This window comes from Alteromonas sp. Cnat2-8 (assembly GCF_022348355.1).
Classification (GTDB): Bacteria; Pseudomonadota; Gammaproteobacteria; order Enterobacterales; family Alteromonadaceae; genus Alteromonas; species Alteromonas macleodii.
This window is the reverse complement of record NZ_JAKREX010000001.1, coordinates 24600-42364: the sequence shown is the minus strand read 5'-3', so window position 1 is coordinate 42364 and position 17765 is coordinate 24600. Positions and strand designations below refer to the sequence as shown.

General features: G+C 44.7%; 14 protein-coding genes. 7 read left to right on the top strand and 7 right to left on the bottom strand.

What is annotated here, in order from left to right; all coding sequences use genetic code 11:
* The 3 genes from MHN00_RS00180 to sodB all read right to left on the bottom strand — a co-directional run bounded on the left by MHN00_RS00180 (position 1) and on the right by sodB (position 4118).
* The gene (locus MHN00_RS00180; RefSeq protein ID WP_239299795.1) at positions 1–1287 is read right to left on the bottom strand and encodes a YeaH/YhbH family protein; all 1287 of its coding nucleotides are present in this window, start codon (positions 1285–1287) and stop codon (positions 1–3) included.
* 85 nt (positions 1288–1372) lie between these two features.
* Positions 1373–3295 carry a PrkA family serine protein kinase gene (locus MHN00_RS00175; RefSeq protein ID WP_239299792.1) on the bottom strand — a complete coding sequence of 641 codons (1923 nt, stop codon included), beginning with the start codon at positions 3293–3295 and terminating at the stop codon, positions 1373–1375.
* A 241-nt stretch (positions 3296–3536) separates the two neighbouring features.
* Positions 3537–4118, bottom strand: a complete 582-nt coding sequence (gene sodB / locus MHN00_RS00170; RefSeq protein WP_014948764.1) for a superoxide dismutase [Fe] — start codon at positions 4116–4118, stop codon at positions 3537–3539.
* 349 nt (positions 4119–4467) lie between these two features.
* Between sodB and MHN00_RS00165 the strand changes: the two genes are divergently transcribed.
* The 5 genes from MHN00_RS00165 (at position 4468) to MHN00_RS00145 (ending at position 12666) form a co-directional block, all read left to right on the top strand.
* Complete coding sequence (locus MHN00_RS00165) at positions 4468–4818, top strand: Grx4 family monothiol glutaredoxin (protein WP_014948765.1); 351 nt, start codon at positions 4468–4470, stop codon at positions 4816–4818.
* A 334-nt stretch (positions 4819–5152) separates the two neighbouring features.
* Entirely contained in the window at positions 5153–7741 is a 2589-nt protein-coding gene (locus tag MHN00_RS00160) for a TonB-dependent receptor (RefSeq protein ID WP_039226539.1), read from the top strand.
* 82 nt (positions 7742–7823) lie between these two features.
* The gene (locus MHN00_RS00155) at positions 7824–8456 is read left to right on the top strand and encodes an RNA polymerase sigma factor (protein WP_014948766.1); all 633 of its coding nucleotides are present in this window, start codon (positions 7824–7826) and stop codon (positions 8454–8456) included.
* 1 nt (position 8457) lies between these two features.
* Positions 8458–9513, top strand: a complete 1056-nt coding sequence (locus tag MHN00_RS00150) for a FecR domain-containing protein (protein ID WP_239299789.1) — start codon at positions 8458–8460, stop codon at positions 9511–9513.
* 219 nt (positions 9514–9732) lie between these two features.
* A complete protein-coding gene (locus MHN00_RS00145) occupies positions 9733–12666 on the top strand; it encodes a TonB-dependent receptor (RefSeq protein WP_239300373.1) in 2934 nt (977 codons plus the stop codon).
* A gap of 261 nt (positions 12667–12927) precedes the next feature.
* Here MHN00_RS00145 and MHN00_RS00140 read toward each other — a convergent pair whose 3' ends face one another.
* Entirely contained in the window at positions 12928–13122 is a 195-nt protein-coding gene (locus MHN00_RS00140; protein WP_014948769.1) for a bacterioferritin-associated ferredoxin, read from the bottom strand.
* Between the two features lie 275 nt (positions 13123–13397).
* Here MHN00_RS00140 and MHN00_RS00135 point away from each other — a divergent pair, with 275 nt between their 5' ends.
* Entirely contained in the window at positions 13398–14003 is a 606-nt protein-coding gene (locus MHN00_RS00135) for a peroxiredoxin C (RefSeq protein ID WP_014948770.1), read from the top strand.
* A 73-nt stretch (positions 14004–14076) separates the two neighbouring features.
* On the opposite strand, the gene rnt is transcribed toward MHN00_RS00135, so the two are convergent.
* Complete coding sequence (rnt, locus tag MHN00_RS00130; protein WP_239299786.1) at positions 14077–14712, bottom strand: ribonuclease T; 636 nt, start codon at positions 14710–14712, stop codon at positions 14077–14079.
* Between the two features lie 341 nt (positions 14713–15053).
* On the opposite strand from rnt, the gene MHN00_RS00125 reads away from it, so the two are divergent.
* Positions 15054–15926, top strand: coding sequence for an OmpA family protein (locus MHN00_RS00125; RefSeq protein ID WP_014975986.1), 873 nt, complete (start codon positions 15054–15056; stop codon positions 15924–15926).
* A 37-nt stretch (positions 15927–15963) separates the two neighbouring features.
* Here the strand turns inward: MHN00_RS00125 and glpQ are convergent, their stop codons facing one another.
* A complete protein-coding gene (gene glpQ, locus MHN00_RS00120) occupies positions 15964–17160 on the bottom strand; it encodes a glycerophosphodiester phosphodiesterase (protein ID WP_239299783.1) in 1197 nt (398 codons plus the stop codon).
* A 133-nt stretch (positions 17161–17293) separates the two neighbouring features.
* Positions 17294–17689, bottom strand: coding sequence for a lactoylglutathione lyase (gloA, locus tag MHN00_RS00115; RefSeq protein WP_014948774.1), 396 nt, complete (start codon positions 17687–17689; stop codon positions 17294–17296).
* Between the last annotated feature and the right edge of the window lie 76 nt (positions 17690–17765).

Sequence of the window (17765 nt, the reverse complement as noted above, 5' to 3'; positions counted from 1 at the left end):
TTAGGCTCCTTGCTGCGCATCTTGTTCAGAGCGTTTGAATAGCTCTCTGAACACAGGATAGATGTCGGCCTGTGTTTGTATGTGCTTACATACAAAGTTGTCGTGAGTGGCGGCCACTTTCTCGTATTCTCGCCACAAACTTTGGTGCTGCCTCTCGGTTATTTCAATATAGGCATAGTAACGGGTTGCGGGTAGCAGTTTAGCGGTAAGCAAGTCACGACACTGCGGCGAGTCATCAGCCCAATTATCGCCATCTGACGCTTGTGCTGCATAGATATTCCAATTTCCATCGCTGTAGCGATCGCGAACGACTTCATCCATTAGCTTCAATGCACTTGAAACAATAGTGCCGCCGGTTTCTTGAGAGTAGAAAAACTCGTGCTCGTCTACTTCCTTTGCTTGCGTGTGATGACGAATGTACACCACGTCTACATTTTCGTAGGTTCGCGTCAAAAAGAGATACAGCAAGATATAAAACCGTTTAGCCATGTCTTTGGTGGCTTGGTCCATAGAGCCAGATACATCCATTAAGCAAAACATTACGGCTTTGCTTGAGGGAAGCGGACGCTTGTCATAGTTCTTAAAGCGCAAATCGAAAGTATCAATAAAAGGCACTCGGGCTATTTTGGCTTTAAGTGCTTCAATTTCTTCTTTTAATGCATTTATGGCTAACGTATTGTCGTGCTTGTCTTCTATAAGTAGTGCAAGTTTTTCTTCAAGCTCTCTCAGTTTCTTTCTATCACTTCCGCTTAAGGCAATACGCCTTGCCACAGAGCCTTTGAGTGAGCGAACAATATCTAAATTACTTGGCACGCCATCGGTCTGATAACCTGCGCGATAGGTTTCGTATTGGGTGACTTTATCAAATTGATTTTTCTTTAAATTGGGAAGCGCTAAATCTTCAAAAAGTAGGTCTAAATATTCGTCTTTGGATATAGAAAATACGAACTCATCTTGGCCTTCGCCTTCATTGCTGGCGTCGCCTTCGCCTGCGCCCTTGCCACCGCCGCCTGGCGGCCTATCAATTTTATCACCCGCTGTGAATTGGTCGTTGCCGGGGTGGACAATATCTCTACTGCCGCCGCGGCCGGTATGAAAAATAGGTTCAGAGATATCTCTGGCTGGAATGCTAATTTGCTCGCCAGAATCTAAATCGGTAACAGAACGTTTACCCACTGCATCAGAAACAGCGCGCTTTATCTGCTGTTTGTAACGCTTTATAAAGCGCTGGCGGTTTACCGTACTCTTACCTTTGCTGTTTAACCTTCGGTCAATAAAATGCGCCATACACACCTGCTTGTCTTGTTGTGAACTACAAATACCCGTGCTGAAGCACGCATTACACGCGCTTCAGCACCACATGCGTTTAGCGCTAAGACGCTTTACGCACGCGCAGGTACCATTCACACAGCAACCGAACTTGTTTTTGCGTATATCCCTTCTCGGTCATACGATTTACAAAGTCGTCGTGTTTTTTCTGCTCCTCTGCAGAGCCTTTGGTGTTGAAAGAAATAACCGGCAGTAAGTCTTCCGTGTTAGAGAACATTTTCTTCTCAATCACGGTGCGAAGTTTCTCGTAACTGGTCCATGCTGGGTTTTTGCCGCCGTTATTTGCACGGGCTCTCAAAACAAAGTTAACGATTTCGTTACGGAAGTCTTTCGGATTACTTATTCCTGCAGGCTTCTCTGTTTTTTCTAACTCGGCATTCAGTGACGCTCTGTCGAACAGTTGTCCGGTTTCTGGGTCGCGATACTCTTGGTCTTGGATCCAGAAATCAGCATAGGTTACATAGCGGTCAAACAGGTTTTGCCCATATTCAGAATACGATTCTAAGTAAGCCGTTTGAATCTCTTTACCAATGAATTCCACGTAGCGAGGAATGAGGTAGCCTTTCAAAAACTCCAAATACTTATCAGCGGTTTCTTGAGGGAACTGCTCCCGTTCAATTTGACGCTCCAGTACATAAAACAAATGGACTGGGTTTGCCGCCACTTCTTGATGATCGAAGTTAAAAACCCTGGAGAGAATCTTAAATGCAAAGCGGGTGGATAACCCTTCCATGCCTTCATCGACACCGGCGTAGTCGCGGTACTCTTGATAAGACTTGGCTTTCGGGTCGGTGTCTTTCAGGCTCTCGCCATCATACACGCGCATTTTAGAAAACAGACTGGAGTTCTCTGGCTCTTTCAAGCGCGATAACACAGTAAACTGCGCTAAACACTCTAGCGTGTCTGGCGCACAGGGCGCGCCGTTAAGCTCGCTGCTGTCTAGTAACTTTTTGTAGATCTTAATTTCTTCACGTACTCGCAAACAGTACGGTACTTTTACTATATAGACACGGTCTAGGAAGGCTTCGTTATTCTTATTGTTTCTAAACGATTGCCACTCAGATTCGTTTGAATGCGCAAGTATAAGCCCATCGAAGGGAAGGGCAGAGAAGCCCTCTGTTGGGTTGTAGTTACCCTCTTGTGTAGCAGTTAAAAGTGGATGCAGCACTTTAATCGGTGCTTTGAACATCTCCACAAATTCCATTAAGCCCTGATTGGCCTTACATAGTGAACCTGAATAACTGTAAGCATCAGGGTCGTTTTGTGCATATTGTTCTAAGCGGCGAATATCAACTTTACCCACCAAAGATGAAATATCTTGGTTGTTTTCGTCACCGGGTTCGGTTTTAGCGATACCCACCTGGTCGAGCACTGATGGATAAACGCGAATCACCTTGAACTGGGTAATATCGCCATTGAATTCATGCAGGCGTTTGCGTGCCCACGGCGACATAATGGTTTTTAAGTAGCGCTTAGGAATGCCGTACTCTTTTTGTAAAATGTCGCCATCTTCTTTGACATCAAACAGACAGAATGGATGGTCGTTAACAGGCGAGCCTTTCAGCATGTAAATAGGTACGTGTTGCATCAGTTCTTTAAGTCTCTCTGCCAGAGACGATTTACCGCCACCCACTGGGCCGAGCAAATAGAGAATTTGTTTCTTCTCTTCAAGACCTTGTGCGGCGTGTTTAAGGTAAGAAACGATTTGTTCTATGGCTTCTTCCATGCCATAGAATTCTGAAAAAGCTGGATAACGAGAAATAACGCGGTTTGAGAAAATGCGGCTAAGTGCCGGGTCGTTGGCAGTGTCGATTAATTCAGGCTCACCAATAGCTTGTAGCAAACGTTCTGCTGCATTTGCATAAGCGGTTTGATCCTCTTTACAAATTTCAAGGAACTCCCCAATGGTGAACTCTTCCTGTTTTCGCTCTTCATAGCGACTTTGATAGTGTTCAAAAATACCCATGAATACCCCTTAAATACGGAACCCCGTAATTTCAGCTTAGTAGGTATTTGGGAAAACGATAGTAATTATTGTGTATAGTTTTTAATCTTTTCGTCTAATGAAAAATGCAACTTTAATAAGAATTTAGTGTCACTTAATGAACAATAGTGCATAAAAAAAGCCCCGCTTGGAAGCGGGGCTTTTTATAACTGATACTTTACGCTGTTAAGAGCGCAAGGCGCTTAACGCTTCAGTCTTTGGCTTATGCAAAGTTGCTGCTTGCGAATTCCCAGTTAACCAGCGCCCAGAAATTTTCTAGGTACTTAGGACGCGCATTGCGGTAGTCGATGTAGTAAGCGTGTTCCCAAAGGTCAACAGTAAGCACTGGCGTAAGGTCGTCGCCAGAAATAGGCGTTTGCGCGTTGCTTGTGTTAACGATATCTAGGCTGCCGTCTGCAGTTTTAACTAACCACGTCCAGCTTGAACCGAAGTTGTTAACCGCTTTATCGTTAAATGCTGCTTGGAAGTCTGCAAATGAGCCCCATTTCGCGTTGATAGCTTCTGCTAGCGCGCCTGTTGGCTCACCGCCGCCATTCGGGCTTAGACAGTGCCAGTAGAACGTGTGGTTCCATACCTGCGCTGCGTTATTGAAAACACCGCCATCAGAAGATTTGATGATTTCTTCTAGGCTTTTGTTTTCCATGTCAGTACCTTCAACTAGGCCGTTAAGCTTAGTTACATAAGTAGCGTGGTGCTTGCCATAGTGGTACTCAAGCGTTTCAGCAGAAATATGCGGTTCTAGTGCATTTTGTTCGTATGGTAATGCTGGTAATTCAAAAGCCATGACGGTCTCCATGTTGGTTTAGTATTGTAGTCTAAAGCCCACTTATCTTCGCCTGTTCAATAAGTGCATATTAATTCTATGTTCAATATACTGCTTTAGACGCTAAAGCATATCCCAAATGTGGGGATAAAGTCCTATAACTCAATGACAAAAATGTGAATTTTTTTTCAAAAGTTAAAATGTGACACTAATTTGTATTGCAATGTATGGGTAGATAACGATTCAGAGGTTGAAAAGATCAATTCAGCTATGGGTAATTAAACATAAAATTATGATACCCTTTCCCTTGATAAATCATTCATGCATTCCCATCTAACTGGGAATACACTTTTGTGCTCAGAGGAATCAAATGGATAATACTGAAAATCAATCAACGCTAGATAGAATCAAGCAGCAAATCGAAGAAAACCCAATTTTGTTGTATATGAAGGGTTCTCCTAAACTACCTAGCTGTGGCTTTTCTTCACAAGCATCGCAAGCGTTGATGTCATGTGGCGAACCATTTGCTTATGTAGATATTCTTCAAAACCCAGACATCCGCGCAGAACTACCAAAATATGCAAACTGGCCGACATTCCCGCAACTATGGGTTGAAGGTGAGCTTGTAGGCGGTTGCGATATCATTATTGAAATGTTCCAACAAAACGAGCTTCAACCGCTTATTAAAGAAACGGCTGCAAAGTACAAAGAAGCAGAGTAAATCTTGTTTCCATGTACAAAACTTTAGGTTTGTAAAAAACGATTTAAAAGCCGGCTTATAGTCGGCTTTTTTTATTAAAACCCGCCAAAAATCCCGCACTTTTATTCCCGTAAAAATTATATAGACAGGTCAGAAATTAAAATCCTCTACGGAGTGAAAAAATATTTTTATTTTGTCGAAAAAGGTTTGTTTTTTAATATCTTGCGTTCTATAAAAAACACCATCTGACCGCAAATGAGTCAGTGTTGAAGGTAAAAAATAACAACTACTCTGAGCATTTTTTTAATGTGTTTAAAACGCTGAAGGTGTCTTAGAGAAACTCCGGGAAACCACCATGAATACAACCTTGTCTTTATTGACCAAAAACGTGCGTGGCGTATTAGCCGCATCAGCTGCGTTTTCAGTAATGGCCGCTGCACCTGTTTATGCGCAAGAAGCTGAAGAGAGTGCTAAGGCCGAAGATTTTGAACAAATTGCGGTAGTTGGTTCACGTGCAGCGCCTCGCTCGGTCGCTGACTCAGCGGTGCCAATTGATATTATATCTGACGAAGAGTTTAAGCAGCAGGGTGCCACTGATATGGTATCTATGATGCAGACTGTTGTTCCGTCTTTTAACGTAAACGACCAGCCGATCAACGATGCTTCAACGCTTGTTCGTCCTGCTAACCTTCGCGGTATGGCATCAGACCACACGCTTGTGCTTGTAAATGGTAAACGTCGTCACCGTTCTGCGGTTATCACTTTCCTTGGTGGTGGTCTTTCTGACGGTGCACAAGGTCCTGATATTTCTGTTATCCCAGCAGCGGCATTAAAGCAGGTGGAAGTACTTCGTGATGGTGCAGCAGCACAATACGGTTCTGATGCGATTGCGGGTGTAATTAACTTCGTACTTAACGATGCATCAGAAGGCGGTTCGTTTGAAGCCCGTTACGGCTCTTTCTACGAAGGCGACGGCGACATGATTCAGATGTCGGGTAACGTAGGCCTTCCTCTATCTGATAAAGGCTTTATTAACCTTTCAGCTGAATACCGTACTGCAGACGACACATCTCGAAGTGTACAGCGTGCAGACGCTGCTGCATTGATAGCGGCTGGGAACACTTTTGTAGCAGATCCTGCGCAAATTTGGGGCTCACCTGAAATCAAACACGACATCAAACTTTTCGCTAATGCAGGTATAGAGCTTTCAGCTACCTCAGAAGCTTACATGTTTGGTAACTACGCCGAGCGTGAAGTTGAAGGTGGTTTCTACTTCCGTAACCCACACAATCGTGGTGGTGTGAACGATGGTGGTACAAATGACGATGGCGAGCAACTACTGCTTGTTGGTGATTTAACCGGTGATATGTCAGGTAACTGTCCAACCGACATCGTAGTTGGTGATAACGTACTAGAGAACCCGCGTTATATTAACGAAGTTCAGAACAATCCTGACTGTTGGGCGTTCAACGAAATGCTGCCAGGTGGTTTCACACCTCGTTTCGGTGGTACGGTTACAGATATGTCACTTGTCTTTGGTACGAAAGGCGAACTTGACCACGATATCACGTATGACGTGAGCTTGAACCTTGGCCAAAACGAAGTTGACTTTGCTATTAGCAACACTATCAACCCGTCTTTAGGTCCAGAAACACCTACAGAATTTAGCCCAGGTCGCTATACGCAGTCTGAGCAAACCCTTGATATTGATTTCACTAAGCCGTTCGATGTTGGTTTATATGAACCACTATTCGTGGCAACTGGTTTCCAATATCGCAACGAAAGTTATGAGAGCTTTGCAGGTGATACTGCCTCTTATGAAATAGGTCCGCTGGCGACACAAGGCTTTGGCATTGGCTCAAATGGTTTCCCTGGCTTGGCGGCCAATAGCCAAGGTCGTGTGTCCCGCAACAACATCGCACTGTACATTGACGCAGAAGCGTATATCACTGAAAACTTCATGTTAGCCGGTGCGCTACGTTATGAAGACTTCTCTGATTTCGGTGACACAACGAAAGGTAAGATTGCTTTCCGTTGGCAAGCACTTGAGAACATCGCTTTCCGTGGTGCGTTCTCAACAGGCTTTAAAGCACCTACCCTTGGTCAAAGCAACGTGCGTAACGTAACTACCGCGTTTGGTACAGGTGGTGAACTTATTGACCGTGCAACACTGCCTCCGACAGATCCAGTGTCTCAACTTAAAGGTGGTGAGCAGTTAACGCCTGAAGAGTCAGAAAGTATCACGTTTGGTGTGGTAGCCGATTTCGATAATGGTCTATTCATTACCGCAGACTACTACAACATCGAACTGACTGACCGTATCAGTACTGCCTCTGGTATTGCGCTGACTGAAGAAGACATTGCCACGCTGCTTGAGCAAGGTATCAACGATGCGTCTAGCTTCTCTGAAATCAGCTTCTTTACTAATGACTTCGACACCACCACCGAAGGTGTAGACGTAGTAGCGAACTATTCGATGGATATGATGGGCGGTGAAACTAAGTTCTCACTCGCATATAACTGGACATCTACAGAAGTTGACCGCGCGTCGGACAATATCTCTGATTTCCGTATTCGCATGCTAGAAGATAACCTTCCAGCGGTACGTTACAGTGCAACAGCTAACCACACTAATGGCGACTGGCGCTTCCTTGCGCGAATGAACTACTACGGTAGCATCTTCGAAGATCACCTAGACTCTGCATTGCCGATTGACAAAGTAGGTTCTGAAATTACGTTCGACTTTGAAGTGGCATATAACTTCACTGAAGAGTTCACGGTAACTGTTGGTGCTAAGAACGCGTTTGATGAATACCCTGACGAAAACAACACTGATGCAGGTGGTATCACCTACGCACAGATTGCAGGTTCAGCGTATCCGACAACATCACCAATTGGTATAAACGGTGGCTTCTACTACCTAAGAGGTGTTTACACTTTTTAATAGGTAAGCAATTACCTATAAACCAAACTTTCACTTAATGTTTCAAAGTTAAGGGGGCATTAGCCCCCTTTTATTTTATTAGGTGAAAAAGAACGAAAAAGCAGGCATTATTGATGCCAATGTAAGCAAATCGAAACACACAACATTTAATATTATGACGAGAAAGTCGACAGTAGCTGAAACCTTCTTAAAATACCGCTCAAAGCTAATGCGTGCGGTAGGTTCTATTGTTGGCGCCGACGACATTGAAGACATCGTGCAAGAAGCTTTTATTAAAAGCTACGAAGCAGAGTTAAAACAAGAAATACAGTATGAGCGTACCTATATGCTCAAGACAGCGCGTAATCTAGCGCTGAACCATGTTGCGAAAGCTGAAAACAAAAATAAGCAGCAGCTCGATGACATGGATATTTTGCCTTATGAGCTTGTAGGGCACAGTTTAGAAAAAAATGTAGAAAGCAAAGAGCGTTTTATTCATTTTTGCCGAGCGACAGATACACTGTCTGCTGATGTAAAACGCGTATTTTTGCTGAAAAAAGTATATGGCATGCGACAAAAAGAGATTGCAGAGCTTGTGGGGCTAAGCGAAAGCACCGTTGAGAAGCATGTCGCCAAAGGTTTAATGATGTGCTCTAGGTACTTAGCCGAGCTGTCAAAGGACAGTGCATCCCCCCGTGCCACTGCTAACGCGACTCAGGACATAAGCCGTAGTTAACATGAATAATATTCGCCAGTTTTCAAGCAAAGAAGATATCCAAGAGCAAGCATGCTTATGGATAAGCCGTCTCGATCGCGGCTTAAACAGTGACGAAAAGACGGAGCTAGATGCTTGGTTGTCGGAAAGTAATGCGCATCGTCAAGCTTTGCTCGACGCCGCTAGCTTGTGGGACGACATGTCGGTATTAAATGAATTGAGCGGTTTATTCCCGCAGCCTACCTCACGTCAGTCGTCGAAAAAACGCAATATGCCTAAAACAGCGGTTTGGGGCATTGCGGCCACATTTTTAGTGATGGCAATCGCTGTTGGGGTAGTGGTTCAGCGCACGTGGCTAAATAGCACCCCTGAATTCGCAGCGGTAACACAAAAGGTACAAACCGGTGTTGGCGAACAGAAAAACGTGACGTTAGCCGATGGCTCTAAACTTCATCTAAATACAAACTCTGTCGTTACCGTTGACTTCTCATCAACGGCGCGCAATATCGTTTTATTGAAAGGGGAGGCACACTTTGAAGTGGCTCACGACACGTCTCGCCCGTTCTCTGTGACTGCAGGCAACAACACCGTTACCGCTGTTGGAACTGCTTTTAATATGCAATATGTGGATGATAATGCGTTTGAGTTAGTGGTTACCGACGGAAAGGTATTGGTGAAAGATCGCTTTAAGGCTTCATCCTCAAATGAATCGCTCTTCACTAAACGTCCTGTTGCTGAAGAAGGGCTTCTCATGTTCGCAGGTGAAAAAGCCACAGTGCAAGGTAAAGTTGAAGCCCGTGAAAGCATGTCTCAAGATGACATTGACGACGATTTAGCGTGGCAACAAGGTATGATTGTATTTAAAGGTGAACCGCTAGAGGCCGTATTAGCTGAGATTGGGCGCTATACACCCGTTCGCTTTAACATTTCGGATGAAAGTCTGCGCAAGCGACGTGTAGCGGGCTACTTTAAGGTAGGCGATATAGACGGTTTGTTGTCAGCACTTAAGAGCAGCTTTAACATCAATTACGAGAAAGTCACAGAAACAAGTATTGAGCTTAAGCTAGCGAAAAGTTAAATATTTCTGAAAGATAGGTGCTTTCTACTATTCGTAGTTGGCATCAATTTCTTTAATGTGACAATATAATTAAAATAATAAGCACATCGATTTTATATCTTGCAATACAGCAATTTTGCGATAAGCAGGCAAACCAAAAAGGCAATAGAAAAGCTGCATGCCCTAGCGTGTTCGGCCCAATGCCTTTCGCAAAAAAGAATGTGCAAATTCTCCCGTATTTTGTCCCTCTCGGCACTACACATAGCGTCCGGCTTTTTTCTTTTCATAGCACCAGCGCCAACGCTTCATGCACAAACAGACAGCCCTTCGCAATCACCCGACCAAACCGAACCAAAATTGGGTGCTTACAGCTTTTCAATACCCGCACAAAATGCTAATGAAGCGCTAACCGAACTAGCTAAACAGGCAAATACCACATTGCTTTTTCCTTTTGATTTAGCAAAAAAAGTGAAAACAAACGCATTGGAAGGTACGTTCACACTGAATGAAGCGCTGGCACAGCTTCTTGAAGGAACAGAATTGGCGGTAGTAACCGATGAAAGCGGTGCGGTAAGTATTCGTTCTCGTTCATCGTTAGTGGCGAAGGAAACACAGCCACAAGATACCGAAAAGAAAACAGACGAGGGAGGCAATGGACTTGAAAAAATTGCGGTCGTCGGTACTCGTAACTCGCCTCGAAGTGCTGTTGACTCACCAGTTCCTTTGGATGTGATTGGTTCTGAAACCCTCAACTCACAGGGGAATTCAGACGTGCTTTCTATGTTAAGCGTGATGGTTCCTTCGTTAAACGTAAACGATCAGCCCATCAATGATGCCAGTAGCCTGGTAAGGCCGGCGAACCTTAGAGGCATGTCCTCGGATCACACGCTTTTGCTGCTTAACGGAAAGCGACGCCATCGCTCTGCGGTAATTACGTTTTTAGGCGGAGGTTTATCTGACGGTGCACAAGGGCCTGATATATCGGTTATTCCTGCCTATGCGTTAAAGCAAGTCGAAGTATTGCGAGATGGTGCAGCAGCCCAGTACGGCTCAGACGCCATTGCAGGCGAGATTAACTTCGTACTTAAGGATGCTCGTGAAGGAGGGCATGTTGCGCTGAAAGTTGGCGGATACAGTGAAGGCGACGGCGAACTGTTTCAAGTGCAGTTGAATAAAGGCTTTGCTATTGGAGAAAACGGCTTTTTAAATGCAACGGCAGAGTATCGTCAGCAAAATGGCACGTCGCGCTCTGTACAGCGGATTGATGCGCAGAACTTGATTGACCAAGGGAATGTGTTCATCGCGTCACCGTCCCAAGTATGGGGAGCGCTTGATGTTAACGAAGATATTAAACTTGCGCTAAATGCAGGCGCAGACATTTCGTCTAAATCACAATTTTACAGCTTTGCCACTGCAGCAAGAAGAGAAATAAACGGTGGTTTTTACTTTCGAAATCCGCAAACCCGAGAAGGGGTGTTCAGCCGTACCGACCCAAATACTGGGGAAAGTCGTCTGATTGTAGCCGATCTCGACGGGCTGGAAAGTGGAATTGCTTGCCCTTCTATAACCTTGTCTAGTAATAGCGTATTGCTGGACCCCACGTATCAACTTATTGCAGATAACACAACGGCGCTTGGTGCCAACTGTTTTGCTTTCAACGAGTGGTTCCCTGGCGGTTTCACACCAAAATTTGGGGGGACGATAACGGACGCTTCTGTTGCGATGGGCGTTAAACATGAGTTACCTAATGGCTGGGCGATGGATGCCAGTGCGACATTGGGCTACAGTGACATTGAGTACACCATCTCAAATACAGTTAATCCATCGTTAGGGCCACAAACGCCAACGTCGTTTTCGCCCGGTGGTGTGTCGCAAGTAGAGCGAACGCTTAACTTAGATTTTAACAAACTCATTCAAACTATTTTCGACGATCCGGTTAGCATTGCCGTGGGCTTAGAATGGCGTAAAGAAACCTATTTTCAAAAGTCCGGCGACGAAGCGTCATATATTGCAGGCCCTTTCGCTCTAGAGCCGCCACTTGGGTTGAACCAAGGCTTTTCCATCGGTTCCAACGGTTTTCCGGGGTATCAGCCTCAAAGTGCTGGGCACTGGAGCAGAAGCAATTGGGCCGTGTACGCTGATTTGGAATTTTATGTTACCGAAGCATGGCAGTTTGGCGTGGCCACACGTGTAGAGCATTTCAGTGATTTCGGCTCGACATTTGATGGCAAATTGAGTACTCGCTATAAATTAAATGATATTTTTGCATTACGCGGATCTGTAAACACCGGTTTTAAAGCCCCAACAGTAGGGCAGAGTAATGTTATCAACGTAACTACCGCCTACGGTGTTAACGGTTTGGAAGACCAAGCAACGCTGCCTCCAACTGATCTTATCTCACTGCAACTAGGCGCAACACCACTTACGCCTGAAGAATCGGTGAACTTTAGCCTTGGGCTAGTTATGCAGGCAAGCGAGAACTTTTTTGCAACGCTCGACTATTTCAATATTCGCCTTTCTGATCGCATTAGTACGACATCTGCAATTCCGTTAACCGACGACGACATTAGTGCGCTTATTGCCCAAGGGCGTCCAGATGCGGCGAAATATAATGCTGCAAAGTATTTTACTAATGACTTTGACACAAAAACTCAGGGTGTTGATTTAGTTGTTAACTACAATTTTGCGCTAGCTGATTGGTCAAATTCTTTACTTCTTGCCTTCAACTGGACAGACACACAAGTAGAGCGGGTTACACTTTATCCTGCGCAAGTGGGGGACGAAATACGGCTTCTACCTAATCTAACACAGGCAAGAATTCGCATGCTGGAAGATAACTTGCCTGCTCATCGAGGCAGTATCACGCTGGAGCAATCGAAAGGAAATTGGGCATTTACTTGGCGACTGAACTATTACGGTGAGTTTTATGAAGACCATCTTGATGCGTCCGCAGGCATGGACATATACGGCAATGCGTTAACCACATTCGATGCCCAAGTTGCATGGAAAGTACTGCCTCAAACACAAGTTACCCTCGGCGCCCAAAATCTGTTTGATTCGCTGCCTAATGAAAATCCTTTTCAAGGTGAAGTTGGCGCACTCTACCCACCTACATCGCCTAGCGGTATCAATGGGGCTTTCTATTATGCAGGCATTGAGTACACCTTTAACTAGGGCATGCTTCAGCAAAGCTACGTAGTTAAATGGCGCGCTGCACTCATTGAAAGTAAGGAAATGAGCCTAGCTCTGAGTTTGAAAGGACAACAACCTATCGTTTTAGGTAACGATGTGAATGTTACTTAGGTAATTAAACTAGAATATGACTTAGGTCACTTAAAGGAATAATCGTGATAATAAATATGGTGTTTAAAGTCTAGCCAAGGATGCTAAGAGCGATGACGTTGCGTTTTAAGAATACGCGGGTTGGCTAATTGCCTAGCCAACGTCTTTGAATAGGGACTCATCGACGATAGTTTGGTCAATGATCTGTTGCGCCATGTTGATGCACTTACCGCATTGTGAGCCAAGCTCTAAATGTTGACGTAACTCTCGCATATTTCCCACACCGTTTTCTTCAACCGCTGCGCGAATGCTTTTATCAGTTACCCCATAGCACATGCAAACAAACATTAAACGTACTCCAAATGAATCTGTAAATGATAATAATTGTTATTCTTTGCTTTAGCAAGTGGATAATGACAAATTTAATACAAGGTAATTGAAGAAAGACTGAACAGTGTGGGGGGATGTTAAGCGGTTATTGGTATGATCAGTAAAAAAACTCGTTGTTTAATATTGTTATTTCCATATTCGTACCTATTTTCTTTGAAGGAAATTTCTTATCAAAGTGGTTACGCAACGTAATCACTTCTATTATTACAATCCAAATATAAATGGAGAGACTCATGAGTGTATTAGTTGGCCGTCCAGCACCTGACTTTACTGCAGCAGCGGTACTTGGTAGTGGTGAAATTGTTGACACTTTCACACTAAGTGAAGCAATCAAGGGCAAGAAAGCTGTTGTATTCTTCTACCCACTAGATTTTACGTTTGTTTGCCCGTCAGAGCTTATCGCCTTTGACAAGCGTTTCGACGAGTTCAAAAAGCGTGGTGTTGAAGTGATCGGTGTTTCAATCGACTCTCAGTTCTCACACAATGCGTGGAGAAACACTCCGGTAAATCAAGGTGGTATTGGTCCGGTTAAGTACACCCTTGTTGCCGACGTTAAGCACGACATCTGCCAGGCATACGATGTTGAGCACCCAGAAGATGGCGTTGCGTTCCGTGGTTCATTCCTAATTGACGAAGAAGGTATGGTACGTCATCAGGTAATCAATGACCTTCCACTTGGCCGTAACGTTGATGAAATGCTACGCATGGTTGATGCACTAGCATTCCACCAAGAGCATGGTGAAGTTTGCCCAGCGGGTTGGACTGAAGGTAAAGCTGGTATGGATGCGTCGCCTGAAGGTGTTGCTAAGTACCTATCTGAAGAAGCAGACAAGCTATAAGCTAAACTGTTTAAAGATTATAAAAAAACAGCGCCTTTTGGCGCTGTTTTTGTTTATATCAGTTTGAATAAAACTACTCTTTATTTTCTACAGGCCATCCGCCTAGCGCTTTATAGCGATTTACCATATAGCAAAATAGCTCGGTGGTCTTTTGGGCGTCATACAGCGCACTGTGCGCTTCACTTTGGTCAAATGCGATCCCCGCTGCACGGCATGCTTTTACCAAAACCGTTTGGCCTAAGGCCAATCCAGCAAGGCTGGTGGTGTCAAATGAAACAAACGGATGGAACGGCGTGCGTTTTATATTGCAGCGTTCTATCGCGGCATTGACGAAACTCTGATCGAACGTTGCATTGTGAGCAACAATAACTGAACGTTGGCAGTCTGCATTTTTTTGCGCCTTGCGGATGCCTTTACATAATTCCTTCATGGCTTCGCTTTCTTCAATAGCCCCTCGCAATGCACAATTAGGATCGATGCCATTAAATTCTAAGGCTGCTGGCTCTAGGTTAGCGCCCTCAAAGGGGTCAATGTGATAATGAAAAGTTTGATCAGGATGAAGTATACCGTTTTCATCCATTTTCACCGTTACCGCGGCTAATTCTAACAGGGCGTCAGTGCCTGCATTAAATCCGGCTGTTTCAACGTCGATAACAACGGGAAAGTAACCTCGAAAGCGCTGGGAGAGAAGGGGCGGGTTGGCAGACATAAACACTCTTGTAAGACTCGATTGCGTTAATTGGTTGGTGACTAAAATGCGTACCAACCTGCGAAGCATATTGCGTAAAAGAATTATCGCAAGGATACTCTCGAGTTGCCAGTTGCAATTTATAAACTGTTAAATCAGGGGGCTAGCAAAAGTACAAAACGCGAATGGTATTAAACGCTAAACTTTTCTACAATTTGGACGATAATCAAATTAAGCGTGAAAAAATCATTAGGCACATTTCTTCTTTTTGTGTGAGCTAATTTGATTCATTATGTTCGGTAATTTGTGCACGTAGTGTTGTCTTTTACCTGTGTTAGTCTGATTTTCGTTATGGTGTCGAAATGGTGTCGAAATTAAAATACATCGCTTTATTGGGGATGCTGGGGTCATTGTCTTCCCACGCTGCCATGCGGCAATATTCTGCAACCATAGAAAGCTCCAACTGGCGAATAGACAAAGACACGCGACTTCAGTGTACCTTGAACCACGAACTACCCGGTTATGGCGAAGCCATGTTCACGAGCTCAGCGTCGAAGCAGCTTAATATGGAATTCGAACTGGACATGTATTTGCTGCCAAGCAAATTTGATATGGCCGCTGTTTATTCTGTACCACCTAAATGGATGCCAGGCGTTGCGCCTAAAACCATTGCCGACATGTCTATTCGTAAACAGTACAATGGCGACCTTCCGCAGGATGCGGCTTGGACTATGTTGTCTGAATTAGAAAAAGGCTTTTGGCCCACAATCTATTACCAAGATTGGTATAACAAATACGACCAAGTAAGTGTGGCATTAAACGCTAGCAACTTCTCTGGTGTGTATCGTGAATTTGTGAAGTGTGTATCGAACTTATTGCCCTTCGGCTTTGATGACATTGCCTACACGGTATTGTCGTATCAAAACAACAGTACAGAGCTAACCAAATATTCGCAGAAGCGCTTAACCATGATAGGTGAATACTTAAAAGAAGACAGCGAGCTTGAGCTTGTGCTTCTTGATGGTTACACCGATAGCTACGGCGGTCGCTATAATAATGAACAGTTGTCTATTCGACGTGCTAACGAAGTAAAAAGCTATTTGACGACGCTAGGTGTACCTGAAGATCGAATTCAGTTGACAGGCCACGGTGAGAAACGCCATATTGCGCCAAACGATACACGAGAAAGCCGCGCCCAAAACAGACGCGTGGTGGTGCGACTTTCAAAATCCTAGGCGCTAATTGTCGCGCCTACACTCGCTTTAAAATGCGTTAGTTTAATTTTTCTCGCCACCTTAATACCGGTACTAAATGATCGGTGAAAACACCGTCAGCACCTACCACCTTGTCTAAAACTTCCAAGACTTGTTCTGAACTCATACCTGCTGGTAGTGCATCATGTCGGTAGGTGTAGGGGTGGATTGTCAGGTTATTTTCGTGGGCGTAGGCAATCCATGCCGCGGCTTCTATTTTTCCCTGAGTCATCGCTTCATTATCGAGTAAGTGGCCTAACCAAGGGCCTATGCCATCGGCATACAACGCAACCTGCTGCATGCCTTCCTGAGTGCGCAGCCAGTTATAATCTGTGTCGCTTTCGCCCCAGTCGTTTTCGCCAATCAGCATCACAACTTTGCCTTTATAGCCCAGGGTTTCACGAACGCGCTTAACTTCGTTAAAATCGAAGCATTGCAGGTAGCTATTACCGCTCTCTCCACCAAACCCGTAAGCATTTAAGGCATCTACAACGATTTTACTGGCATCAACGCCTTCTTTAATGTGAAAGGCAGGGGACTTTACTTCAGGATAAACCCCTACAGACGTTCCAAATTGGCGATTTAGCTCGCTGATTAGCTCAAAGTGTTCATTTAACGTGGCCACTTTAAAATTAGCATGCGTGCCGCGGTACCTATCTTTAAAAACTTGCTTCCCGTCACTGTTAGCGCGCTCGTGTACCCGCAGTTGTCGCAGTTCTTCAAGAGTAAAATCACGCGCGTAATAGCGGCCGTCATCGCGATGGCGTGCAGGAAACACATCTTCTACATTGGTGACCGTTTCTAAGTGGATGTCGTGTAGCACAACGGGTATGTCGTCTTTGGTGATAACAACATCTTGCTCAATAAAATCAGGGCCCAGAGAAAAGGCGAGGGTAGCTGCTTCAAGGGTATGCTCAGGTAAATAGCCCGACGCGCCGCGATGGGCTATCACGGTAAAGTGCGTTTCAACATTTTCTTTTGTGTCAGCGTGTGTTTGCGCACTCTCGTTATTTGCAGCCATGGCCGAAAACGCACTGCCAGCAGCAACTGCACCGGTAAAAGCGATAAAAAACGCTGGCAGAATAGCGGCCAGTTTTGCTTTTGGCTGACTGCGCAAGCCTATATTGTGCGCTGCTCGAGGCTTCCGACTTATCGCTGTTCTAGCTTGGCTTTTGTTTTTATCATTTTGCGAAAATAATAAGCGGTTACCTAGCATGTCATATCACTCCATGTGGTTTTTATCGTTTTTTCCAGAGCCGCACGTTTTTAAGTTGATAGTTTGGCGACTTAAGCGTTCAAATCGCTTTGACTACGCTGGCTGCATCTTCAGTTCTTGTTTTTGAGCCATTTCATAGCGAAATGGATTTATTTTGTATGAGTTCTATTGCATACCCATCGGGGTCGCGAACAAAAGCAATAACTGTGGAACCGCCTTTTACTGGCCCCGGTTTACGATATACATCAGCGCCGTTTGTTTCTAAGTTTTCACAAAACTGATAGATATCATCGACCTCAATCGCAATATGACCATACGCGTTACCTTTATCGTAGGTGTTGTCGCCCCAGTTATAGGTAAGCTCTAAAACGGTACTCTCGGTTTCATCGCCATATCCCACGAAAGCTAGCGTGTATTCATACTCTTTGTTTTCAGACTGGCGAAGAAGGCGCATGCCCATGAGTGAGGTATAAAAGTGAAGAGAGGCCTCTAAGTTTTCAACTCGAAGCATGGTGTGAAGCATTCGCATAAGAGATTCCTTTTTTGAGCCATCGGAATTACTCGATGGCACACTGCACTGTGATTGCGTGTTGGCCGTTACTTTT